This window comes from Glycomyces sp. TRM65418 (assembly GCF_019710475.1).
Taxonomy (GTDB): Bacteria; Actinomycetota; Actinomycetes; order Mycobacteriales; family Micromonosporaceae; genus Glycomyces.
In genome coordinates this window covers 342,433-365,556 of the sequence record NZ_JAJFAX010000004.1, presented here as the reverse complement: position 1 = coordinate 365,556, position 23,124 = coordinate 342,433, and the positions used below count along the sequence as shown (strand labels likewise).

Genomic DNA, 23,124 nt, shown 5'->3' with positions numbered 1-23,124 from the left:
CATTGAGAAGGGAACCGAGATGGGCACCGAGACCGCCGAACGCGCCGCCGTCGAACACCTCGTCGCCGAGTACCAACGGCACCAGAGCGACCCGGAGCGATTCCTCGCCCTCCACGCCGAAACGACCGTCGTGGTCAACATCGCCGGCCGCCGCGTACTCGGCAGAGCGCAGCTGGCCGAGGCCATGGCGGCAGCGCTCGCCTCACCGCTGGCGAAGGTCCGCACCGCCCTCGAGATCGAGGACGTCCGCTACCCGCGGCCCGACATCGCGCTCGTGAGCGCGGTCAAGCGCGTCTACGACGAACGGGACGAGCAGGGCGGCCTGCCGACCACCGGGGCCTACACGATGCTGCTGGTCAAAGAGGACGGCGAATGGCGGGTGACCCTCGCCCAGACCACGCCGCGACCCGCGGCCTGAGGCCCCTCGTCACATTCCCGCCCGCCCGTCCGTCATCACGGCACGGACACGCAACAGACAGGAGTCCCACCATGAACGAGCCCACCGCACCGCACGGCGTCGCCCTGGTCACCGGCGCGAACAAGGGCATCGGCCGCGCGACCGCCGCACAGTTGGCGGCGCGGGGCATGACCGTCCTGATCGGATCGAGAGAGGTCCGACGCGGCGAAGCGGCCGCGGCCGGGATCCGCGCGTCGGGCGGTGACGCGCACGCGATCACCCTCGACGTCACCGACCAGGACACGATCGGACGGGCCGCCGAGCAGATCGCGGACCGCTACGGCCGCCTGGACGTGCTGGTCAACAACGCCGGCATCTCCGGATCGGGGAACGCCGCGCCGCAGGACGCGGTCGACCGCGTCCCCAGCGCGGTCGACCTGCGGGTGGTCCGGGAGGTGTTCGAGGTGAACGTCTTCGGCGTCATCGCCGTCACCAACGCGATGCTGCCGCTCCTGCGCCGGTCGGCGGCGGCCCGGATCGTGAACCTCACCAGCCACGCCGCCTCGCTGACCCTCTACGCCGACCCCGCAGGCCCGCTCGCGGGCCTGCCCTCGGCGGCGTACTCGCCGTCCAAGACCGCATTGAACGCGATCACCCTCCAGTACGCCAACGAACTGCGCGCCGAGGGCATCCTGGTCAACGCCGTCGCCCCCGGCTACGTCGACACCGAGATCAACGGCAACACCGGCATCCTCACCCCGGCCGAAGCGGCCGAGCCCATCGTGCGCCTGGCCATGCTCGAGGGCGACGGCCCGACCGGCGGCTTCCACAGCGCCGACGGCCCGCTCCCCTGGTAGGCGCCGGCCTTCACCGACCCACGGGAACACGGCGGCGGAGGCCCGCAGTCGCGGGCCTCCGCCGCCGTCCCGGCTAAGCCGCCCCCGCGGAGGCCGGTCCGCTCAGCGGCGCCCGGCCGTCGATCTCGCCGGATGCCCGCCTGGGGCCGAATCCGCGGCTGCATCACCGGTTCGCCCGGACGCCTATCGCTTCACGGCGACGCCCTAGCCGACGCGGCGCAGGTCCGGCACCGCGGGTTGCGGTTGGAATCCGGCAGAGCGGTAGGCGGCGACGGCCGCTGCGTTGGAACCTTCGGCGCACACGGTCGCGCTGGACGCCCCCATGTCGCGCAGGGCCGCCGCGGCGGCGAGTGCGATCGCCCTGCCGTAACCGTGGCCCTGATGGTCGCCGTGGACGCCGAGGGGTTCCACCAGGCCGGGCCTGCCGGGGCCCGCCGACCAGACGGTCGTGGCCGCGACCGCGTCGCCCTGGTCGTTGTACCCGACCAGGCATCGGGCGTGGGCGTACGGCGTCCCGGCGGCCATGGCCCGCCATCGCTCCGCGTCGAACTTCGACCCGGCGAACGCCCCGCGATGCACCGCGACCCGGTCCTCGACCCGTTCGGGGCCGACCGCCTCGATCCGCAGGCCGCTGTCCGCCACAGGTCCGCTCAAGTCGCGCGCCATCGGGATCCACGGTTCATCCGGTTCCCACCCGTCGTCGAGCAGCACCTGCCGGAACCGGCCCTGCCAGAGCGCTTCGACATGGGCCTTGTCCCCCGCCAGTACGCCGCGCTCGGGCCGCGTCACGTCGTCGGCCATCTGCCGGGCGAGCGCTTCGTCCTCCTGCGCTTCCGGCGCGACGGCCAGCCGCACCAGTTCGGGGCCGTCGATCAGGCCGACGGCGAGGATCCGGCCCTCACGGCGCCATGTTCGCAACGCCGCGGCGGTCTTCTCCGGGCCGAACTGCCAGTAGTAGCCGACGTCCCCCGGATGCAGTTGCATCGGGGCCCCTTCGTGCCGCCACTGCGCCAGCGCGCGCACGACCTCGTCCAGATCGCCGGCATCCGGTGTGCTCAACAACATCGACATGCCATGATCAAACACGGCCGACCCCCACGCGTCCAACGGTTTTCCGCTGCTGGTCGGCCATCGCCGCCACGCCGAACCCCCGGCCGGCGGCCCCTCTCCGCCGGACGACCCGGCACCGCCTCCACGGTCACGACGGCGATCGGCGCGCAGGCCTCCGACAGGCGACACGGGAGGCGCTTCGCAAGCGGGGAAGCCTCGGGATTGGTGGCCGGCGCTGCGGCGCATCGCTGCCGTGAACGGGTTCAGGGCCGGTCTCCCGTGAGGGGAGACCGGCCCTGAATCGGTGGAGCTTAGGGGATTCGAACCCCTGACCTTCTCATTGCGAACGAGACGCGCTACCAACTGCGCCAAAGCCCCGAGCGACGACAACATTAGCACAGGCGCGGCAGGGGTCCGCGAGGGAGCGTTGTGGGCCCGGTCTCGTCCGGCTGGTCAGATCCAGGAGTCGAGCCACATCCGGGCCTGCCATTCCTCGCGCGGGATCGGCTCACCGGTGTAGATCGGCCAGAAGTACGCGAAGCACAGGACGACGACGGCGAGGAACGCCCCGGCGATGAGCGCCCCCGTGAGGCGGCGCTCCGGGGAGCCGGGCGAGAGCTCCCCGCGGCGGTGGCGGCCCACGATCATGCCCAGGCCCCACGTGACCGCGCCGATGAAGAACGGGACGGCCGGTGCGGCGTAGAAGAAGAACATCGTCCGCTCCGGGTAGGCGAACCACGGCAGGATGCCCGCGCCGAGGCCCGCCAGGAGGAACCAGGCCCGCCAGTCGCGTTTGTACAGCGCCCAGGCCAGCAGCGCGAGCGCGGCGGGCACGAACGTCCACCACAGCAGCGGCGTCCCCAGCAGGAGGATCTCCCCGGCGCAGTCGGCCGCGCCGCATTCGACGTCCGAGGTCCAGTAGAAGACCACGGGCCGCAGGTCGAACAGCCACTGCCACGGCCACGACTGGTAGGCGTGCTCCGACGACAGGCCTTCGTGGAAGTCGAGGACGCTCATGTGGTACTCCCACCAGTTCACGAGCGCGCCCACGACGGGCGGTTCGCTGCGTCCCTGGTCGGCGAGCCAGTGCCGGTAAGAGCCGGTGTCGTTGAGGAACCAGCCGGTCCACGACACGACGTACACGCCGATCGCGAGGATCCCGAACCACAGGTTCTGCCCGAACTCGTAGATGAGCGTGTCGCGGAAGGGCTTGCGCGCGCCGACGTCGACGCGCAGCCGCCAGTCCCACACGATGAAGAGCAGGATGATCGCGATGATGTACCACAGTGCGCTCCACTTGGTGGCCATGGCGAGCCCGAGGAGCACGGCGCACGCGATCCGCCACCACGGCAGGCCGAGCCGGGGCCGGCGGCGGGCGGCGTCGAGGCCGTGCTCGATCGCGGCGAGCCATCCGGCGCGGCGCCAGTCGCGGTCGCGCACGAGGCAGTACATCGCGCCGAGCAGGAGCGTCGCGATGAAGATGTCCAGCAGCGACGTCCGCGAGAGCACCAGGTGGCTGCCCTCGACGGCGAGGAGGAGCCCGGCGGTGCCGCCGAGGAGGGTCGAGCCGGTGAGGCGGCGCATGAGCCGGATGAGGATCGCGACGCCGATGACCCCGGCGAAGGCGGCGGCGATGCGCCAGCCGACCTCGTCGTAGCCGAACGCCCATTCGCCGGCGCCGATGAGCCACTTGCCGAACGGCGGGTGGGCGACGTACGCGGAGCCGTCCGCGCCCGGGTCCCATTCGACGCCGTGCCTGAGCATCGCGTGGGCGTCCTGCGCGTAGTAGACCTCGTCGAAGATGAGGCCCTTGGGGTGGCTCAAGCCGATGAACCGCAGCGCGGCCGCGATCGCGGTGACGACGAGGGTGACCCAGAGGGCGCGGCGGCGGTCGTCCGGGAGGGTGCCGGTGAGGCGTGACCGGACGGCGGGGAGGGGGCCGGGGAGCGGGGTCGGCCGCCAGGAGGCGGGCGGCTGCTCGGGCCGGACTGCGGTGGCGCTCACCGGGGTGAGTTTAAGGCCTGGACGGCGGCTTCGGCCAGGTGGCATCCGAGTCGGCCTCCCGGCCGCGGCCCGCCGGGGAGGGGGCCCGGCTCCTGGATCAGTGCACCAGTTCGGTCGGCGGCGTGAAGTCGCCTTCGCCGCTGGTCCTCCACTGCTCGGCGAGGATCTCGGCGACCGCGTTGGCGGGCTTGCCGAGGTTCGCCTCCCCCACGAAGTTCTCCGGGCTGTCGGGGTCGGCGACGAACGCGGCGGCCGCGGCGTTCGGCGTGAAGCCGACGAACCAGTTGGTGGAGTTCGAGTCGGTGGTGCCGGTCTTGCCCGCGACGGGCCCGTCGACCTGGTTCCCGACCTGCGGGGCCGTGCCCCACGTGCAGTTGCCGGTGGCGGCGCCGTACTCGGTCGGGCAGCGGGCCGCGTCCACGGCGGCGCGGGCGACCTCGACCGACACGGCCTGGTCGCACTGGCTCGTGAACGGGATCTCCTTGCCGGTGCTGGTGGTCGCGCTGGTCACCGGGATCGGCTTGCAGTAGACGCCGTCGGCCGGGAGCGCCGCGTAGGCGGCGGCCATGTCGAGCGGCGTGGTCTGGGTGACGCCGAGGACGAACGGGCCGAAGGTCTCCGGGCTCCGCTCCACGAAGTTGAGGTCGCTGGGGGCGCGGAACTCGATGCCGAGGCGCTTGGCGACGTCGATGGCGTTCTCCACGCCGACGCGTTCGGCGAGCTGCACGAAGTAGGTGTTCACCGATTCGCCGAAGCCGGTCCACATGTTGTAGTCGCCGACCTCCGACTCGGAGGCGTTCTTGGGGCACCAGTAGTTCCCGCACGAGGCCGCGCCGTCGCCGACGACGTACTGCGACGTGTACTGGTACGGCGAGTAGATCGTCGTGTCGAGCGGCATGCCCGCCTCGAGCGCGGCGAGCATGGTGAACATCTTGAACGACGAGCCCGCCTGGTACCCCGGCACCGACGCGTTGCCGCTCAGCAGCGGGTTCGTGGTGTTCGGGTAGGTGCCCTTGTACTCGGGGGCCGCGGTGTTGGGCCCATTGCCGGAGATGTCGTTGGAGTACTCGCGGTTCACCGCCATGACCTGGATCGCGCCGGTGCCCGGCTCCACGACGACCGATCCGAGCGCGTACTCGGAGCCGATGGGCACCTGCCGCTCGACGGCCTCCTGCGAAGCGTCCTGCAGGCCCACGTCCAACGTGGAGGTGATCTCGTAGCCGCCCCGGTAGAGGCGGGCCTTGCGGATCTCCTCGGTCTCGCCGAAGTCGGCCTGCTGCTCCCACCACTGCTCGAAGTAGTCGACGAAGAAGCCGTACTCGGAGTCGATCGCGCCGCCGGAGGTGTTGTTGGCCTCCTGCGGGTTGAGGTTCAGGCCCTCGGCCTTGGCCTCGTCGCCTTCGGCGCCGGTGAGGAAACCGACGGCGGTCATCCGGTTGATGACGTGGTCGCGGCGGACCTGCGCGGCCTCCGAGGAGCCGTTGATCGGGTCGTAGCTCGAGGGGGACTGCACGAGCCCGACGAGCATCGCCGACTCGGCGACGGTGAGGTCGGCGGGGACCTTCCCGTAGTAGACCTGCGCGGCCGCGCCGATGCCGTAGGCGCCGTTGCCGAAGTAGACGGTGTTCAGGTAGTTGGTGAGGATCTCCTGCTTGCTCATCTCCTCCTCGAGCGCCAGCGCGTAGCCCATCTCCTTGACCTTGCGGTCGATGGTGATCTCGCTGGCGGCGGCGACCTCGTCGGGGGTGGTCGCGGTGTAGGAGAGGACCTGCCGCACGTACTGCATGGTGATGGTCGAGGCGCCTTCGGAGGTGCCGCCGTTGGCGACGTTGGTGACGAGCGCGCGCATGACGCCTTCGGGGTCGACGCCGTTGTGCTCGAAGAAGTTCGAGTCCTCCGTGGCGATGAGCGCGTTGATGACCGATTCGGGGATCTGGTCGTATTCGAGCTGGACGCGGTACTGGTCGCCGAACGTGGCGATGACGGTGGTCCCGTCCGAGGCGTACAGGGTGGACGATTCGGGCGCCGGGGGCAGCACGAGCTCGTCGGGGAGTTCGAGGACGGTCTCGGAGCCGACCTTGGCGAGGCCGCCGAAGCCGCTGGCGAGCGGCAGGAACGCCAGGCCGACGACGAGACCGAAGGCGACCGCCACGGGGACGAGCGCGAACATGGCGCGTCGCTGCACGGCGGTGATGGGACCGAACCAGGTCTGCGCCACCGGTTTCGAAGATGCACTCACGCTGTACTCCCGAGGAGCCCCGAATCGGGGTAGGTACGGTCAATTCTCATATGGGCGCGTCATGTCGCCGAGTCAGGCGGAGTTCCGGGGGGCGGGTTCACTCTACGACGCCGCGCTTCGGGGGTTCGGCGGCCGTCCGACCCTGGTGGGGGCGGTTACAGCCGGTGCCGGAGCGGACGCGCCGCCGGTGTCGAGCGTGCCCCGGCCGGGACGGGAGGGGACGGACCGGCGGTGCGTTCCGCCGAGGCCGCGGACCGCGCGGCGCGGGTCACCACGCGAAGGCGAGCGTGACCGCGAGCACCGCTCCGGCCGCGAACCAACACAGGCCGACCGCCTTCGATCGTCCATCATAGAGCCTGGTCGCGCCGGAGGCGGCGACGAGGGCGAACGCCGAGGCCATGAACAGCACCATCGACGGCGCCCAGCGCAGGACGAGCCCGGCGTTGCCGCCGACGTAGGCGCTGTGGGCGTCGGGTCCGGTGGTGCGGGCGGGGAGTTCCCGCCCGAGGTCGGCCACGTCGACCTCGCCGGTGAGGTGGACCTCCTTCGACCAGTCGGCGGCCCGGAAGCGGCCGGTGCACGAGGGCGCGAACCCGTTCTCGCAGGTGGTCACCTGGACGGTGCCGGCCTGGCTGTGGCCCATGGTCATCCACAGGGCCGGGGCCGCGGTCCAGGCGAAGAACATGAGCAGGCACGCGCACACGAGGATGCCGAGGAGCGCCGGGGCGAAGCGCCTGGGCTCGCGGCGGGGCTGGAGCCGGCCGGGGCGCGCGGGCCGGTGGCGGTCGCTCTCGGCGGCGCGTTCCCACACGGCCCGGATCGCGGCCATGCCGTCGGCCTGGGTGCCGAGGGAGCCGCGCTGCGCGCCGAGGACGGCCGGCGGCGGGGCGTCCTCGACGGGGTCCCACTCGACGGGCGTGGCGGTCCCGTACGCGGCCGGGAGTTCGGGGACGGGGACGTGCTCCTCGGGTGAGGCGGGCCGGCGCTGGGGCTGGGGCCCGGCCGCGCGGTTGGTTCCAGACATACGGGTTATTGCATCACCGAATCAGCGAAGCGGGGCGCAATCGGGCCCGGTCCGCCGTGTCGGGTGACGCCGGAGCCGGCCGCGTCCAGTGGACCGGACAGTGCCGGTCTTGATATCTGGACCGATACCATGGGGCGCATGACTCATGTATTGACCGCGCTGGCCTGGCCTTACGCCAACGGTCCGCGCCACATCGGCCATGTAGCAGGATTCGGGGTCCCCGCCGACGTCTTCGCCCGCTACATGCGCATGCGCGGTCACGACGTCCTCATGGTCTCGGGCACCGACGAGCACGGCACGCCGATCCTGGTGCAGGCCGACGGCGAGGGTCTGACCGCGGCCGAGGCCGCCGCGAAGTACAACCGCGTCATCGTGGAGGACCTCGAGGCGTTGGGGCTGTCGTACGACCTGTTCACGCGCACCACCACGGGCAACCACTACAAGACCGTGCAGGAGCTGTTCACGACGCTCCACGGCAACGGGTACATCCTGCAGAAGACGACGCTCGGCGCGATCAGCCCGTCCACGGGCCGGACGCTGCCGGACCGCTACATCGAGGGCACGTGCCCGCACTGCGGGTTCGACTCGGCGCGGGGCGACCAGTGCGACAACTGCGGCCGCCAGCTCGACCCGGTCGACCTCATCGACCCGAAGTCGCGGATCAACGGCGAGACCCCGAAGTTCGTGGAGGAGGACCACTTCTTCCTCGACCTCCCGGCGTTCGCCGACGCCCTGAACGCGTGGCTCGACACGCGGACCGGCTGGCGCACCAACGTCCTGCGGTTCACGAGGAACCTCCTCGACGACATGCAGCCGCGCCCGATCTCGCGCGACCTCGACTGGGGCGTGCCGATCCCGCTCGAAGGCTGGCGGGAGCGCCCGGACAAGCGCCTGTACGTGTGGTTCGACGCCGTGATCGGCTACCTGTCGGCCACGATCGAGTGGGCGCGCCGCTCGGGCGACCCGGACGCGTGGCAGCGCTGGTGGCGGGACCCGGAGGCGGTGTCCTACTACTTCATGGGCAAGGACAACATCGTCTTCCACTCCGAGATCTGGCCCGCGATGCTGCTGGGGGCCAACGGCGAGGGCGCGGCCGGCGGCGAGCCGGGCGCGCTCGGCAGGCTGAACCTGCCGACCGAGGTCGTCTCCTCGGAGTTCCTGACGATGGAGGGCAAGCAGTTCTCGTCGTCGCGGCGCGTGGTGATCTACGTGCGCGACTTCCTGGAACGGTACTCCCCCGACGCGCTGCGCTACTACATCTGCGCGGCGGGCCCGGAGAACCAGGACTCGGACTTCACGTGGGCGGAGTTCCTGCGCCGCAACAACGACGAGCTCGTGGCGGGCTGGGGGAACCTGGTGAACCGCTCGATCGCGATGGCGGCGAAGAACTTCGGAGCGGTGCCCGAGCCCGGCGAGTTCGAGGACGTCGACCGCGAGCTGCTGGCGGCGACGAAGGCCGCGTTCGACACCGTGGGCGACCTCATCGGCCAGAACAAGGTCCGCGCGGGCATCGGCGAGGCCATGAAGGCCGTCGCCGCGGCGAACAAGTACCTCGCCGACACCGCGCCGTGGAAGATGAAGGAGGACCCGAAGCGCCAGGGCACCGTGCTGTACACGGTCCTCCAGGCCGTCTCGGACCTGAAGACGATCATGAGCCCGTTCCTGCCGCACTCCTCGCAGCGGGTGCACGAGCTCCTCGGCGGCGAGGGCGTGTTCGCGCCGATGCCGCGCATCGAGGAGGTCGACGACCTCGACGAGGGCGGCCAGACGGGCGGCCCGTACCCGATCCTCACCGGCGACTACTCGGACGTCCCGAAGTGGGCGTCGGTGCCGCTCACGCCGGGCACGCCGCTGGAGAAGCCGGTCCCGGTGTTCACGAAGCTCGAACCCGCGATCGTGGACGAGGAGATCGAGCGCCTGAACGCCTGAGCAGTGACGATCGGAGGCGGGGCCCCGACCCTCGCCTCCGTTTTCCGGCGACAGGCGTAGCACTTCGGGTGTTTCCGTTCCTTTGACGCCTACGATGAGCCTCACGACGGATACAATGATCGGCATGGGCAGGACCATCACGCAGCGCGAGCTGTGAAACGACAGCGCACGCATCCTCAAGGCCACCGAGCAGGGCGAGGAGTTCACGGTCACGCGCAACGGCACGCCGATCGCGAGACTCGGGCCGCTCGGGGAACCCGACCGGCGGTTCGTCTCCACCGATGAGCTGCTGAAGAGCGCCGCAGGCCTGCCCCGAGTGGACCCGGAACGATTCCGCGCCGACCTCCAGGACCCCGTCGACTACGAGCCTCGCGACCCCTACGAGCGTCGCAATGACTGACGACAACGCGATGCCCTCTGTGGGGCTGCTGGACACGTGCACGGTCATCGGCTTCTCCGAAATCGACCGAGGCGGCCTTCCCACGATCAGCACGGTCTGCACCATCACCATGGCCGAACTCCAGGCGGGCCCGCACGCGGCGCGCGGCGACGCTGAAGAAGAGGTGCGCCGCCGCCGGCGCCTGACGTGGGCGCAGGCGGCGTTCCCCGATCCGCTGCCTTTCGATCACCACGCCGCAGAGATCTACGGATCGGTCAGCCTGCTGCACCTCGCGGCCGGACGGAAACCTCGTACATTCCTCGCGGATCTGATGATCGCCTCGATCGCGATCGCCAATGGACTGCCGCTGTACACCCGCAATCCCGAGGACTTCGAACCGCTGCGCTCGCTCCTGGACGTCCGGGAGGTCTGAGGCACGCGAAGGGGCCCGGCTCGCGGCGGGCCCTTCGCGTTCACACCGGGGCGACCTCGGCGCGCTCGACCCATTTCTCGTACACGCCGCGGCGGACCGCCTCCGCGCCCGTACGCGAGAGCACCTCCGGGTTCGGCCGGGAGAGCCGGAACCGCGCCCAGTCGTCGTCGGCGTCCACGAGCGACCCCGCCACGCCCTTCCAGACCGCCCGGGTCGCCTCCCGCAGGACGCGCCGCACCTGGTGCACGCGGCCGAGCTCGACGCCCGGGACCGTCACGCCCCGTTCACGGGCCAGCGGCGACCACTGCTGGTGGCCGTAGGCGAACAGCTCGATCTCGCTCCCCTGGTCGGTGTACGCGCAGAGCACCGACCCCTCCGGCAGCGGCAGGTCCGTCAGGTCGGCGCTGACGTACTCGGGCAGCAGGTGCGCGTTGGAGATCGCGAAACCGGTGCCCAGCACCGGCATCCCGCGCCGGTCCGAGGACGGCATCGCCATGAGGCCCTCGTAGTCGGGCGCCACCGGCACGTGGTAGTCCGCCGCGTCGGCCACCGGCCAGCGCAGCCCGAACACGCACGCCTCGCCCGCCTCGGTCTCGCCGCCGAGCGCCGAGCGGGTCGCGGGCGTGCGCAGGTGCGCGGTGTCCCTGCGGCGGTAGCAGAACCCGCCGGGGACGGCGGCGGTCTCCATGAGGCGGGCGATCTGCGCGGCCGTGACGGGACGCTCCATCATCTCGCCCGGGGCGAGCGGCGAGGAGCGGCGGACGCGGTCGAGCAGGGCCCTGGAGGCGTCGTCGAGATGCGGGGTCTGGGTGAGCCGGCGGACGTATTCCAGGTCGAGGCCGGGCCCGAGCGGCACGGTGAGGGACCGGTCGTCGAGCACGGCCACGGGGACGCCCTCGCGCAGGACCTCCGCGGCGTGCACGAACTGCCGGTACGGGTAGTCGCCGCCGGGGCGCGGATTCGGGAGGAAGTCGGGGCGCGGGAGCGGGGAGAACAGCTCCCAGGCCGCCCCGTCCGCGTAGGGCGCGCCCGGGTACTTCTCGCCGCGCCACTCGACGGTGACGATCTGCAGTGGCTGCGTCGGTTCGGCCGGGACGGCGGGGCGGCGTTGCTGGAGCGCTGCGGCGCGGTTGCGGCGGGACGCGAGGTCGCGAGTCATGTGCGTCTCTCGATTCGTCATGCGCGGAGGCGACTGCGCGGTCGTGGGGCTGCGCCGTCGCCGGACGAGTGGGGTGTCCACAGCCGGTGGTCCGACTGCCCGCCAACGTAGGCCGCGCCTGTCAGGCGCGGATGTCCGGAAAATGAAGAATATGTTACGGAGCGAGCATCGCGCATGGGCGGCCTCGGCGAACGCACACGCGGTCCGTCCCGGCGACCGGATCGTGGCAGAGTTGTCGCGTGTACCGATCCGAACCCGCACCGCCGCCTGAACCGCTGCCGCTGCCCATCGCCGACAGCCACACCCATCTCGACCTGGTCGACACCTTCGGGTCCGAGGAGGACCTGCCGGTCCCCGCTCCCGACGCGCCCGCGGTGCGCGCCCGGCTCGACGAGGCCGAGGCCGCCGGGGTCGCGCGGGTCGTGCAGGTCGGCACCGACGTCGAGTCCTCCCGCTGGGCCGCCGCGCTCGCGGCCGGCGACGCCCGCGTGCTCGCCGCGGCCGCGCTGCACCCCAACGAGGCCCCGCGCCTGGCCGACCTCGACGCGGCGCTGGCCGCGGTCGACGCGATCGCCGCGCTGCCGCGCGTGGCGGCGCTCGGGGAGACGGGCCTGGACTACTTCCGCACCGACGAGTCCGGGCGCGCGGCCCAACAGCGGTCGTTCCGGGCGCACATCGAGATCGCGAAGCGCCACGGCAAGGCCCTGGTGATCCACGACCGGGACGCGCACGAGGACGTCCTGTCGATCCTGGACGAGGAGGGCGCGCCCGATCGCGTGGTGCTGCACTGCTTCTCGGGGGACTTCGCGTTCGCGAAGGAATGCGCGCGGCGCGGGTTCTTCATGAGCTTCGCGGGGAACGTGACGTTCAAGAACGCGCAGCACCTGCGCGACGCCGTCACCGTGGCCCCGGCCGAGCTGGTGCTCGTGGAGACCGACGCGCCGTTCATGGCCCCGATCCCGGTGCGCGGCCACCGGAACCACCCGGCGCTGACGAACTACACGGCCCGGTTCCTCGCCGAGTACCTCGAACGGGACCTCGAAGCGTGGTGCGCCCGCCTGTGGCGGAACACCGAGGCGGCGTTCGGCCCGTGGTGACCGCCCGGTTACGAGACGTCCACGGCCGCTTCGGCGGTCGCGGTGTTCCCGGCCTCGTCGGTGAGCGTGAACGTGAAGATCCACCGGCCCGCGTCGGGCAGGCTCACCTCTCCGGCGAGGACGCCGGACCGCAGTTCGATGAGCCGCAGCTCCTCGGTCGCCTCACCCTCGAGTCCGTATTCGGCCGTCCATTCGACGGCCGTGAAGGGCGCGCCCTCCAGGTCGTCCGCGAGGATGCGCACGCTGTTGGGGCCGGGGCGGCCCGGCTCCAGCACGACCTGCGCACTGTAGACGTCGGTGGTGACGAGCGCGGCGGTCTCGGTGGACGCGGACTCGCTCGTCTCGGCCTCCAGCAGCGCGGTCTTCGCCGGCACCGCCTGCACGAGGACCGAGACCGCGGCCATGACGGCCGCGAGGAACACGACCTCGACACCGGCGGCGACCCGCAGCCGCCGCCGTCCCTCGTCGCGGCGCAGGAGCGCGCGTCGGGTCAGCAGTCCGGCGGCGAGGATGACGAGGAACAGCGCGGCCTTGAGCATCACCAGGCGCCCGTAGCGCGTCTCGGTGAGCGCCTCGATCGAGTCGATGTGGAGCAGCCCGGAGGCGGTCCCGGCCACGAGCACGTTCGCGATCAGCCACGGCACCAAGGCGATCCACATCCCGACCGTGCGGTCGGGAAGCTCGGTGTCCTTGCGCAGCGCGAGGATCAGCAGGACGATCACCCCGCCCGCCCAGGTGAGCGCGGCGGCGAGGTGCACGAGGTCGGCGACGAACGCGACGACCCGGGGCTCGGTCGCCATGGGGTGCCCGGCGAGCGGCCACGTCGCCGCGAGTGCGACGCCGACGCCGGCGAGGCCGGCGGCGAGGAGCGGCTGCGGCTCCTCCTCGCTGGTGACGACGATGCGCATGAGCGGCAACGCGAGCAGCACGAGCAGCAGCCGCAGGAGCGCCGCGAGGCCCACGTTCGATTCCATGACCGCCTGCAGCCCTAGGGCGTCGAGCCCTGAGACGGTGGTGCCGGTCTCGTACGCGGCCTGGAGGGGCAGCCCGAGGACGGCGGTCATCGCGACGACGCCCAGGCCGGTGGCCACGAGTTTCGCCGCGGCCTGGCGGGGGCGCGCCCCGGCGACGAGCAGGACGCCCGCGCCGAGCGCGAGTGCCAACGCGGCGTAGCCGAACCAGCGGTTGCCGTACAGCAGCGCCTGCACGAGCGGGTCGGTCTGCGACTCGAGCGCCGTGGCGCTCGGCGTCTCGGTCTCGACGCCCACCGAATAGGTGAACGTGCCGGAGACGGGGTGCCCGTCGTGGGAGACGACCCGGTAGCTGACGAGGTAGGTCCCCTCCTCGTCGGCGTCGAGGGCGATGACGAGCGAGGTCTCGTCGTCGTTCTGCGTGATGCCGGTGTCAGCTCGGTCACCATCGGGAGCCACGACGCCGGTGGCCGCGTCTACGGGGGTGACTGGTTCGTTGAACTCGACGACGACCTCGCCCGGAGGCGCGTCCAGGAGCGCCCCGGAGGCGGGGTCGGTCTTGACGGCCGTGGCGTGCGCCCAGGCCCCTGAGGCCCCGAGCACGCCGAGGAGGGCCGCCGCGAGCGAGAACCAGGCGAGGCGGGTCGCGAGTGCGGCGTGGCGGCGGTTCGAACTGGATCGCATCGCCGCTGAGCGTACTCGAATCGACGTCGCGAATCGAGTGTCGGACCGGAGAAAGGCTGAGCGAGGGACATGGGGAAGTCGGACCGGAAGGCCGATCGCAGGCAGGCCGTGGAGGCCCTGCGCAAGCAGCAGGCCGCGGAGGCCAGGCGCCGCAAGATCGTGTTCGGGGTGGCGATCGGCGCCGCGGTGGTGCTGATCGGGGGGCTCCTCGCGGTCGGCATCTGGATGAACCGCGAACCGGAGTACGAGGTGAACGAGCCGGCCGCCGCCGTCACCGACACGTACGGGATCGAATTGGGCGACGGCCCGGTGCGGATCGATCTGTACATCGACTACATGTGCCCGGCCTGCAACCAGTTCGAGTCCGCGTACGCCGAGGACCTCCAGTCGTGGCTCGACACCGGCTCGGTGACGGTGGTCTACCACCCGCTGGCGATCCTCGACCGGATGAGCCGGGGCACCGAGTACTCGAGCCGTTCGGCCGCGGCGGCCGTGTGCGCCGCCGACACCGGCGAGCAGCAGTTCCTGGACTACACGCTGGCGCTGTACGAGCACCAGCCCGCCGAGCAGACCTCGGGCCTGTCCGACGACGAGCTCATCGCGATCGGCACGGACGAGGTCGGTCTCGGCGCCGACTGGGAGTCCTGTGTGGAGTCGGGGAAGTACCGCGGCTGGGTCCAGGAGGGCAACGAGCACGCCACGTCCCAGCAGGGCGTCTCGGGGACCCCGACCGCGAAGGTGAACGGCGAAGTGGTCGAGAACTCGGCCTTCGCCGAGGAGGTCCGGGCCGCGATCGACGCGAGCTGACCGAAGCCGCGTGCAAGGGGCGCAGCCGCATTCGCGGCTGCGCCCCTTCGGCGCTTCGTCGGCGGCGACCGGGTGTACCGGGCCTCAGGCCCGCATCGCCGCCAGCGCCGTCTCCAGGGAGAAGCCGAAGGGCAGTTCGAGTCGGTGCCGTTCCAGGAGCGCGGTGTCGGCGAGGATCTCGTGCGTCGGGCCGTCGGCGGCGACGCGTCCGGCGTCGAGGATGACCGATCGTTCGCACAGCTGCAGCGCGTACGGCAGGTCGTGGGTGACGAGCATGAGGGTCGGCGCGGTCGCGCGGAGGATCCCGGCGAGGTCGCGGCGGCTGGCCGGGTCGAGGTTCGCGCTCGGTTCGTCGCAGACGACGATGTCGGGCCGCATGGCGAGCACGCCGGCGAGGGCGGCCCGGCGCTGCTGGCCGACCGAGAGGTGGTGCGGGGGCCGGTCGGCGAGGTCGGCGAGGCCGACGTCGGCGAGCGCGGCCGTGACGCGGGCGGCGAGTTCGGGGCCGCGCAGGCCGAGGTTGGCGGGGCCGAAGCCGACGTCGTCGGCGACGGTGGGCATGAACAGCTGGTCGTCGGGGCTCTGGAAGACGATGCCGACGCGGCGGCGGATCTCGGCGAGGGTCCGCTTCGCGACCGTGACGCCGCCGACCGACACGGTGCCTTCGGTGGCGGTGAGGAGCCCGGCGAGGTGGAGCATGAGGGTGGTCTTCCCGGCGCCGTTGGGGCCGAGGATCGCGACGCGTTCGCCTTCGCGCACTTGCAGGTCGACGCCGTCGAGGGCGCGGTGCCCGTCGGGGTAGACGTGTTCGAGGCCTCGGATGTCGAGGGCGAGGTCCTGGCGGGCGGTGTCGAGCGCGGTCATGCGGGCACCGCCGTCCATGCGGCGATCCCGGCCGCGAGCGCGGGGGCGGCGAGCGCGGCGGACCACTGGAGCGGGCTGGCGGGGGCCGGGCCGACTTCGAGCGGGAGCCGCCCGGTGTAGCCGCGGGCGGCCATGGCCTGCCAGACGCGTTCGCCGCGTTCGAAGGAGCGGATGAAGACGACGCCGAGGCTGCGGGCGAGGGCCCCGGCCTGCCACAGGAACCGCGGGTCGTCGCAGCGGGCGAGGCGCGCAAGGCGCATCTGGGTCACCTCGGCGACGGTGAGGTGCGCGTAGCGGATCGCGAACGCGGTGATCTGGAGCAGGATCTCGGGGCAGCGCAGCCGCGAGAGGCCGGCGAGGACCCCGGCGACGGGCGTGGTCGCCGAGAGCAGCAGCGCGGCCCAGACGCCGAGGGTGGCCTTGGCGAAGAGGTTCCATCCGGCCCACAGGCCCGGTTCGGAGACCTGGAGGATCCCGATGCGGACGGCCGGGCCGTCGACCATGAACGGGAAGGCGAGTGCGAGCAGCAGGAACGGCGATTCGACGAGGCTGCGGGAGAGCACCCAGGTCGCGGGCACGCGGGCGAGCGCGAACAGTCCGGCGAGGATCAGCGCGTAGACCCCGAAGGCCCACACCGCCTCCCGCGGGGTGGCGGCGATGGCGCAGGTGAAGGCGAAGAGCGCGACGATCTTCGCCTGCGGGCGCAGCCGGTGGACCGGCGAGTCCCCCGGCCGGTGGAGCCCGTCGGCGAGGTTCACGCGGTCTCGTTCCCGGACGGCTCGGGCCGCTTGCCGCGGGCGAGGAGCCGGAAGAAGCCGGTGGCGACCGCGAGCGTGAGCAGCACGCCGAGGATCCCGGCGAGCGAGGCCCCGAGGATCTCGTTGTCGAGGAAGGACATCCCGTAGTCGGCGAAGACGCCGCCGATCTCGTGCTCCCCGGCGGCTTCGAGGACGCAGTCGCCGCCGGTGATCTCGCCGTCGGCGGTGTCGCAGCCGGTGAGGAGCACCGATTCGAGCCCGTCGGGCGAGGTGGACGCGAACAGGGACACGAACCCGGCCAGGATCAGCGTGACGACGACCCCGGCGACGATGAACGGCTTGGTCTTCATGCGGTCTCCTTCAGGACACGGGCGCGGGCCTGGGCGAGCGGGGCGCCGCGGAGGGCGTGGACGAGGTCGGGGCGGGCGACCGCGACCGCGGTGACGGCGCCGGCGGTGATGGCGGCCTCGCCGATCCCGATGAGGACGTGGGTGCCGAGGATCGCGGCGGCCATGGCCCCGAAGGACTGGCCGACCGCTTCGCCGCCGAGCCAGAACTGGAGGACGAACCCGGCCGAGGCGGCGACGACGCTGACGATCGCGGCGGCGAAGACCGCGACGCCGAGGCCCCAGCGGGTGCGCGGCAGGACCTTGAGCGCCAAGGCGAGCACGCCGTAGGCGGTGAAGGCGGCGATGATCGCCATGTTCGCGACGTTCAGGCCCAGGGCGGTGACGGCGCCGTCGGCGAACAGGAGCGCCTGGATGACGATGACGACGGTGACGCAGAGCGCGCCGAGCCAGGGACCGAGCAGGGCGGCGGCGAGCGCGCCGCCGAGGAGGTGCCCGGAGACGCCGGCGGCGACCGGGAAGTTGAGCATCTGCGCCGCGAAGACGAACGCGGTCGCGAGCCCGGCGAGGGGCACGAGCCGCTCGTCGAGGTTCCGGCGGGCCATGACGACGCAGGCGCCGACGGCGAGGACCGCTATGGCGGCGAAGGCGAGGGACGTCGGTCCGTCGATGACGTCGGTGGGGATGTGCAGCGCCAGGTCTGACACGGGCGGGTGCCGCCTTTCGACTGGTGGGGGCTCTTCGGCACGGGGGCTTTGGCGGTCGCCCTGCCGGATGCAAGGCGCCCACGCGTGGAATCAACAACCCGCCTTTGGGCTATTGCAATTATTTTGCAATAGCATCGTCCTCGCCGTCAAGCCCGGCCGCGGTTCCGGCGGAGGGCCGCGAGCGCGGACAGCGAACCGTGGGCGTGCTCCCAGGCGATTGTCAGGGACGCCCGGTAGGGTTGCGACCTGTGAACGTACGACTTCAGCCAGGTGATGCGGCGCCCGACTTCACGCTCGCCACCGACACGGGCGACCCGGTGACCTTGTCGAGTCTGCAGGGCCGCAAAGTGATCCTCTTCGCCTATCCGAGGGCCATGACCCCCGGCTGCACGAAAGAGGCCTGCGATTTCCGCGACAGCCTCACGGGCCTGCAGGCCGCGGGTTACGCGGTCCTCGGGATCTCCCCCGACGAGCCCGAGGCGCTGGCCAAGTTCGTCGAGCGCGACGGCCTGACCTTCCCGCTCCTGTCCGACCCCGAGCACAAGGTGCTCGAGGAGTACGGCGCGTGGGGCGAGAAGAAGAACTACGGCCGCACGATCCAAGGGGTCATCCGCTCGACGTTCGTCATCGACGAGCGCGGCACCGTGGAGCTGGCGCAGTACAACGTGAAGGCGACGGGCCACGTCGGCCGCCTGAAGAAGCAGCTGGGCCTCGACGCGTAGCGGCGTTACGGTCCAGGCGCGGAGCGGCGTCGTTGCGGGAGCGGCCTTTTCGCGGCCGTGGTGTTCGCGGCGGCTGCGGTGCCGGCGCTTCAGCGGCGTTCGCGGTCCGGCCGCCAAATGGTGTTCGCCGTCGGCCCCTTCCCGACGGCTGCGCGTCAAGCCCTGGTGAGCGTCCGCTTCGGAGCCGAGACGCCGTCGATCTCCAGCAGGCGCCGGGCGGTCTCGGCGGTGCCGGTGCGCAGCACGTGCTCGCGCAGGCGCCGGTAGCGGTCGAGCAGGGCGGCCTGCTCTTCCTGCGGCAGCAGCCCCGACCGCTGCACCGCGAGGGCGAGAGCGGCGACCCGCTCGACGTCGTCAGCAGAATTCACGTCCAAAACGTCCTTTATCGAGGCGTACGCCAGGCGAACCGCAGGTGAACCGGAGTCCACGCGGCCGCAACGATCGGTGCCCGAAACGGCTCAGTCACGGGCCAGGGCACGGCCGATGGCGCGGGCCGCGGCGGGGAACGCGCCGGGGCCCGGACCGGAGTAATTGAGGCGCAGGTACGAACCGGTGGGTTCGGCCGGGAACCACTCGTCCCCCGAGTTGACGAGCACGCCGGCGTCCTCGCAGGCCCGGACCAGGCCCGGCAGATCGGTCGCGTCGGGGAGCCGAACCCAGAGGTTCAGGCCCCCTTGGGGAACGGCTTCGAGATGCGCCTGCGGGAGGTGCTCGGCGAGGCTCCGCACGAGCAGGTCGCGGCGCGAGGCGAGCTGGTGGCGCAGGCCCCGCAGATGGGTCCGCCACCCCGGCTGGGTCACGACGTCGAGCGCGGCGGCCTGGAGGGTCCCGCTGACGTACATCGACTCGGCCTGCACGTCGGCGAGGATCCGCTCGCGGGCGGGGCCGCGGGCGATGACGGCGGCGACGCGCACCGCCGGGGACACGCTCTTCGTGAGGGAACGCAGGTAGACGACGTGCCCGCCGTCGTCGCGGGCGGCGACCGGGGCGGCGTCGGCGTCGATGCCGAACTCGTGGGCCCAGTCGTCCTCGACGAGGAACGCGCCGTGGGCGCGCACGATCTCGAGCACCCGGTCCGCGGTCGCCCCGGTCCACTGCGCGCCGGTCGGGTTGGCGAAGTTCGGCTGGGCGTAGAACGCGCGGGCGCCGGTCTGCTCGAAGGCGCGGGCGAGCACGTCCGGGTCGGGGCCGCCGGGGCCGCTGGGGATCGGCACGACCTCGACGTGTTCCCTTGCGGCGGCGACGATCGCGCCCCAGAAGGTGGGCGATTCCATGAGGAGCGGTCGGCCGGGGCCGACGAGGACCCGGAAGACCGAGCAGAGCCCGGTCTGGCTGCCGGGCACGACGACCACGTCGCTCGGCGCGGGCGGAGTGGTGCCGGCGGGCGTGGCCGTGCCCAGTTCGGCGGCGAACCACGACTGGAGTTCCGGCAGACCGCTCGTGGGCGGGCGGCTGAGCGCCGCGTCGCCGCGCGCGGCCCGCGTGAACGCGGCGCGCACGAGCCGCTCGGGCAGCAGTTCGCGGTCCGGGTATCCCGAGTGCAGCGCGATCACGTCGTTCGCGGCGGGCCACAGCGCCGAGGGCCGCCCCGGGATGCGGGCGCGGGGCGAGCCGAGCGCGGCCGTCTGCCAGCCGTAGTCGCTCGGCCTCGCCGCCCGCACCGCGCGCACGAACGTCCCGACCCCGGGCCGGGCCTCCACCAGCCCTTCGGCGGCCAGGGTCCGCAGCGCCTTCTGGACCGTCACCGGGCTCGCCGCGTACGCGGCGACGAGCGCGCGCGTGGAAGGCAGCTGCGCGCCGGGCGCGGCCGTGCCGATCCATTCGCGCAGGCCGTCGACGATCCGCGCGCTGCTATCGTTGAACATGAAAGCCAACGATAGCGCTACTGCCCTGGTGACCCGACCGATATCCCGTGCGAGTGCGGGCCTGTGGTGGGGCGCACTGGGCGTCCTCGCGTTCTCCTTCACCGTTCCGTTCACGCGCATCGCCGTCGGCGGTCTGTCGCCGCTGTTCATCGGCGCGGGCCGCGCCGTGATCGCCGCCGCCCTCGCGGGCGCCGCGCTCGCCCTGACCCGGCAGCGGTTTCCCGACCGCTCGCAGTGGCTGCGCTTGGCGGTCGTGGCGGGCGGCGTGGTCCTCGGCTTCCCGCTGCTGACCACCTACGCGCTCACCGTCACCGCGGCGAGCCACGGCGCGGTCGTGATCGCGATCCTCCCGGCCGCGACCGCGGTAGCGGCGGTCCTGCGCACCCGCGAGCGCCCGCCGACCGCGTTCTGGACCGCCGCCCTCCTCGGCGCCGTCGCCGCCGCGGCGTTCGCGGCCGTGCACACCGGCGCCGTCGGCGACCTCGGCCGGCCCGACCTGCTGCTGTTCGGCGCGGTCGTCGCGGCCGCGGTCGGCTATGCCGAAGGCGGCCTGCTCTCGCGCGAGCTCGGGTCCTGGCAGACGATCTCCTGGGCCCTGGTGCTGGCCGCGCCGGTGATGACCGCCCTGACCGCGGCGGCCTGGATCGAGGCCCCTCCCGAGGCGGCCGCCGCCGAATGGGCCGCCTTCGCCTACCTGGCCGCCGTCAGCATGTTCCTCGGCTTCTTCGCCTGGTACCGGGGCCTCGCCCTGGGCCCGATGGCCCAAGTGAGCCAGATCCAGCTCGTGCAGCCGATCCTGTCGATCACGTGGGCGGCGATCCTCCTCGGCGAACCCCTCACCTGGCAGACCGCCGCCGGAGCGGCGGCGGTCGTGGCCTGCGCGGCCCTCGCGGTCCGTACCCGCCGGCGCCCCCGGACACCGGGAACCGGTTTGGCAACTCGGCCGCTCGGGAATGCTTAGGGCCAACGGCGGCATCGGGGGACACCGAGCCGCCTGTGAGTAGAGGAGCCATGATGAGAGCACTCGTCAAGAGCCTGGCGTTGACCGTCGGTCTGGCAGTGGCCAAGGCCCTCGTCGATTACGCGATGGACCAGTACTCGGAGCACCGATCGGCGAAGCGGCGCCAGGACGCCGGGGACGGGCGCAGATAGCGCCCGCCGCGGCCGACCCCGGCCCCACCGCTGTTCCGACCCATCCGCATCCCCGCATTCGCTCATCTCCGGGAGTCCTCTGTGTCTCGGCTGGTGGACGACGCCTCGATGCCGTGCCGCCCGAAGGCGCCGGTGATAGCATTCCTCACCACGACGGATCGGACCTCCACCCCGAACGGGTCCGACCTCGGATGGAACCTGATCTGATCGACCTCATCCGCATGTTGCGAGGGGTGGACCGTATGGCAACCGAGGAGCGTCGGCTCCCGTGAGACTCACCGAGATTGAAGTGACCATTGGGAGGTGTCGTGACCACGGAACCCGCGGACGGCAAGTCCAGTGAGTCGCACCCGTCACCGGTTTCGCATGCGGGAGCACCACTCGCCGATCAGGACGATCCGGCCAGACCGCTGCAGATCACCGGATGCGCCTGCCACGAGGTCGGCCTCCTCGTCTCCGGTGAGATAGATTTGAACAGCCACGACGACTGGGAGAAGGCGCTGCGTCGGGTCATCAGCCAGGGACCCGAGGTCCATGTCCACCTCACCGAGCTCCGATTCATCGACGTTCGAGGAGTCACATTGCTCGTGAACATCGCAGACGGCCTGGACGAGGGGCAGCGTATCGTCGCCCACGGGACGCCCCCTGGATTCGACCGGGTCATGCGGGTGCTGTGGCCCGACTGCGCGGCCGGGATAGCGATCGAGGGAGATCAATGACCGTCGGAACCACCCCTGAAGCCCGAAATCCACAGGGAGACGGATTCGAGCATCCGGCGTTCTTCTACTCCTCCTCCGAGGAGTACCTCGCCGGCACCGTCCCCTTCATCGAAGCGGCGCTGCGCGCCGACGAGCCCGCGGCCGCGGCCGTGCCCAAGCACAACCTGGAGGCCTTGCGCAGGGCCCTCGGTTCCGCGGCCAAGCGGGTCATGCTGATCGACATGACCGACGTCGGCGCGAACCCGGCGCGGATCATCCCCGGCGTCGTGCGCTCCTTCGTCGACGCCCACCAGGGACACCGCGTCCGCATCATCGGGGAGCCGATCTGGCCCGGTCGCAGCGAACTGGAATACCCGGCGTGCGTCCAGCACGAGGCGCTGCTCAATCTCGCGTTCAACGGCCGTCCGGTCACCAAGCTGTGCCCGTACGACACCGAGGGACTGAGCGCCCAGGCCATCGAAGACGCGCGGGCGACCCATCCGCTGCTCATCGACCAGACCGGCCAGCACCTGAGCGAGCAGTACGATCCCGGCCGCATCCTGGCCGACTACAACCAGCCGCTGGCCCCCGCTCCGAAGCGGGCGATCGAGCGGATCGCGGACCGGCGGACGCTCGACAACGCGCGCTGGTTCGTCACCTCGTACGGCCGCTCGGTGGGCCTCTCAGGGGCCCAGCTCATCGACCTCGAGATCGTCATCACCGAGCTGTTGACGAACAGCATCCAGCACGGCGGGGGCGTCGGCACCTTCCGAGTGTGGACCGAGGAGACGCGGCTGGTCTGCGAGGTCAGTGATTCGGGGCACATCACCGATCCGCTCGCCGGGCGCATGCCGACCGACGAGACTCAGGCCCACGGACGGGGACTGGTGCTGGTCAACCAGATCGTCGATCTGCTCCTGGCCCACACCAGTCCCCGCGGGACCACCATCCGGGTCTACCTGCGGCTGCCCGACGCATAAA

General features: G+C 71.8%; 23 protein-coding genes and 1 tRNA gene. 11 read left to right on the top strand and 13 right to left on the bottom strand.

The genetic code is table 11. The features are described from left to right. Positions 1-19: 19 nt before the first annotated feature. Together K3N28_RS12025 and K3N28_RS12020 are read left to right on the top strand one after the other, a co-directional pair. Positions 20-418: an SgcJ/EcaC family oxidoreductase gene (locus K3N28_RS12025; protein WP_228092768.1), complete on the top strand. Its 399-nt coding sequence runs from the start codon at positions 20-22 to the stop codon at positions 416-418. A gap of 71 nt (positions 419-489) precedes the next feature. Continuing rightward, complete coding sequence (locus K3N28_RS12020) at positions 490-1,254, top strand: SDR family oxidoreductase (RefSeq protein WP_228092767.1); 765 nt, start codon at positions 490-492, stop codon at positions 1,252-1,254. Positions 1,255-1,458: 204 nt separating this feature from the next. Here the strand turns inward: K3N28_RS12020 and K3N28_RS12015 are convergent, their stop codons facing one another. From K3N28_RS12015 to K3N28_RS11995, 5 genes are all read right to left on the bottom strand, one after another. Continuing rightward, positions 1,459-2,325 carry a GNAT family N-acetyltransferase gene (locus tag K3N28_RS12015; RefSeq protein ID WP_228092766.1) on the bottom strand — a complete coding sequence of 289 codons (867 nt, stop codon included), beginning with the start codon at positions 2,323-2,325 and terminating at the stop codon, positions 1,459-1,461. 284 nt (positions 2,326-2,609) lie between these two features. Further along, a tRNA-Ala gene (locus tag K3N28_RS12010) sits at positions 2,610-2,682 on the bottom strand. Between the two features lie 75 nt (positions 2,683-2,757). Further along, positions 2,758-4,353 (bottom strand): dolichyl-phosphate-mannose--protein mannosyltransferase, encoded by a 1,596-nt coding sequence (locus tag K3N28_RS12005; RefSeq protein ID WP_374209747.1) that lies wholly within the window; start codon positions 4,351-4,353, stop codon positions 2,758-2,760. A 52-nt stretch (positions 4,354-4,405) separates the two neighbouring features. Continuing rightward, positions 4,406-6,547 carry a transglycosylase domain-containing protein gene (locus K3N28_RS12000; RefSeq protein ID WP_228092764.1) on the bottom strand — a complete coding sequence of 714 codons (2,142 nt, stop codon included), beginning with the start codon at positions 6,545-6,547 and terminating at the stop codon, positions 4,406-4,408. Positions 6,548-6,815: 268 nt separating this feature from the next. Then, the gene (locus tag K3N28_RS11995) at positions 6,816-7,571 is read right to left on the bottom strand and encodes a hypothetical protein (RefSeq protein WP_228092763.1); all 756 of its coding nucleotides are present in this window, start codon (positions 7,569-7,571) and stop codon (positions 6,816-6,818) included. Between the two features lie 138 nt (positions 7,572-7,709). Between K3N28_RS11995 and metG the strand changes: the two genes are divergently transcribed. Both metG and K3N28_RS11985 read left to right on the top strand, forming a co-directional pair. After that, entirely contained in the window at positions 7,710-9,500 is a 1,791-nt protein-coding gene (gene metG / locus K3N28_RS11990) for a methionine--tRNA ligase (RefSeq protein WP_228092762.1), read from the top strand. Between the two features lie 392 nt (positions 9,501-9,892). Continuing rightward, positions 9,893-10,312: a type II toxin-antitoxin system VapC family toxin gene (locus K3N28_RS11985; RefSeq protein WP_228092761.1), complete on the top strand. Its 420-nt coding sequence runs from the start codon at positions 9,893-9,895 to the stop codon at positions 10,310-10,312. A 40-nt stretch (positions 10,313-10,352) separates the two neighbouring features. On the opposite strand, the gene K3N28_RS11980 is transcribed toward K3N28_RS11985, so the two are convergent. Next, on the bottom strand, positions 10,353-11,492 hold the full coding sequence (locus K3N28_RS11980) for a hypothetical protein (protein ID WP_228092760.1): 1,140 nt from the start codon (positions 11,490-11,492) through the stop codon (positions 10,353-10,355). Positions 11,493-11,710: 218 nt separating this feature from the next. Between K3N28_RS11980 and K3N28_RS11975 the strand changes: the two genes are divergently transcribed. Further along, complete coding sequence (locus K3N28_RS11975; protein WP_228092759.1) at positions 11,711-12,568, top strand: TatD family hydrolase; 858 nt, start codon at positions 11,711-11,713, stop codon at positions 12,566-12,568. 8 nt (positions 12,569-12,576) lie between these two features. Here K3N28_RS11975 and K3N28_RS11970 read toward each other — a convergent pair whose 3' ends face one another. Further along, positions 12,577-14,223 carry a copper resistance CopC/CopD family protein gene (locus K3N28_RS11970; RefSeq protein WP_228092758.1) on the bottom strand — a complete coding sequence of 549 codons (1,647 nt, stop codon included), beginning with the start codon at positions 14,221-14,223 and terminating at the stop codon, positions 12,577-12,579. A 69-nt stretch (positions 14,224-14,292) separates the two neighbouring features. Here K3N28_RS11970 and K3N28_RS11965 point away from each other — a divergent pair, with 69 nt between their 5' ends. Next, on the top strand, positions 14,293-15,030 hold the full coding sequence (locus K3N28_RS11965; RefSeq protein ID WP_228092757.1) for a thioredoxin domain-containing protein: 738 nt from the start codon (positions 14,293-14,295) through the stop codon (positions 15,028-15,030). An 84-nt stretch (positions 15,031-15,114) separates the two neighbouring features. On the opposite strand, the gene K3N28_RS11960 is transcribed toward K3N28_RS11965, so the two are convergent. Genes K3N28_RS11960 through K3N28_RS11945 form a run of 4 tightly spaced genes read right to left on the bottom strand, consistent with a single transcriptional unit; the run spans position 15,115 to position 17,706 of the window. Next, positions 15,115-15,894 (bottom strand): energy-coupling factor ABC transporter ATP-binding protein, encoded by a 780-nt coding sequence (locus K3N28_RS11960; RefSeq protein ID WP_374209757.1) that lies wholly within the window; start codon positions 15,892-15,894, stop codon positions 15,115-15,117. Then, entirely contained in the window at positions 15,891-16,652 is a 762-nt protein-coding gene (gene cbiQ / locus K3N28_RS11955; protein ID WP_228092755.1) for a cobalt ECF transporter T component CbiQ, read from the bottom strand. The genes K3N28_RS11960 and cbiQ overlap by 4 nt, the downstream gene beginning before the upstream one ends. Then, entirely contained in the window at positions 16,649-17,002 is a 354-nt protein-coding gene (locus K3N28_RS11950; protein ID WP_228092754.1) for a PDGLE domain-containing protein, read from the bottom strand. The genes cbiQ and K3N28_RS11950 overlap by 4 nt, the downstream gene beginning before the upstream one ends. Beyond that, the gene (locus K3N28_RS11945) at positions 16,999-17,706 is read right to left on the bottom strand and encodes an energy-coupling factor ABC transporter permease (protein ID WP_228092753.1); all 708 of its coding nucleotides are present in this window, start codon (positions 17,704-17,706) and stop codon (positions 16,999-17,001) included. Before K3N28_RS11945 ends, K3N28_RS11950 begins: the two co-directional genes overlap by 4 nt. Positions 17,707-17,954: 248 nt before the next feature. Here K3N28_RS11945 and bcp point away from each other — a divergent pair, with 248 nt between their 5' ends. Then, a complete protein-coding gene (bcp, locus tag K3N28_RS11940) occupies positions 17,955-18,428 on the top strand; it encodes a thioredoxin-dependent thiol peroxidase (RefSeq protein WP_228092752.1) in 474 nt (157 codons plus the stop codon). A 155-nt stretch (positions 18,429-18,583) separates the two neighbouring features. Here the strand turns inward: bcp and K3N28_RS11935 are convergent, their stop codons facing one another. After that, entirely contained in the window at positions 18,584-18,796 is a 213-nt protein-coding gene (locus tag K3N28_RS11935) for a hypothetical protein (RefSeq protein WP_228092751.1), read from the bottom strand. Between the two features lie 90 nt (positions 18,797-18,886). Continuing rightward, positions 18,887-20,293, bottom strand: coding sequence for a PLP-dependent aminotransferase family protein (locus tag K3N28_RS11930; RefSeq protein WP_228092750.1), 1,407 nt, complete (start codon positions 20,291-20,293; stop codon positions 18,887-18,889). Between K3N28_RS11930 and K3N28_RS11925 the strand changes: the two genes are divergently transcribed. The 4 genes from K3N28_RS11925 (at position 20,292) to K3N28_RS11910 (ending at position 23,123) form a co-directional block, all read left to right on the top strand. Further along, positions 20,292-21,254: a DMT family transporter gene (locus K3N28_RS11925; protein ID WP_374209746.1), complete on the top strand. Its 963-nt coding sequence runs from the start codon at positions 20,292-20,294 to the stop codon at positions 21,252-21,254. The two genes, K3N28_RS11930 and K3N28_RS11925, sit on opposite strands and share 2 nt — an antisense overlap. 50 nt (positions 21,255-21,304) lie before the next feature. Then, the gene (locus K3N28_RS11920) at positions 21,305-21,445 is read left to right on the top strand and encodes a hypothetical protein (protein WP_228092748.1); all 141 of its coding nucleotides are present in this window, start codon (positions 21,305-21,307) and stop codon (positions 21,443-21,445) included. A gap of 308 nt (positions 21,446-21,753) precedes the next feature. After that, a complete protein-coding gene (locus tag K3N28_RS11915; protein ID WP_228092747.1) occupies positions 21,754-22,164 on the top strand; it encodes an STAS domain-containing protein in 411 nt (136 codons plus the stop codon). Further along, positions 22,161-23,123: a sensor histidine kinase gene (locus tag K3N28_RS11910; protein WP_228092746.1), complete on the top strand. Its 963-nt coding sequence runs from the start codon at positions 22,161-22,163 to the stop codon at positions 23,121-23,123. Before K3N28_RS11915 ends, K3N28_RS11910 begins: the two co-directional genes overlap by 4 nt. Position 23,124: the final 1 nt, after the last annotated feature.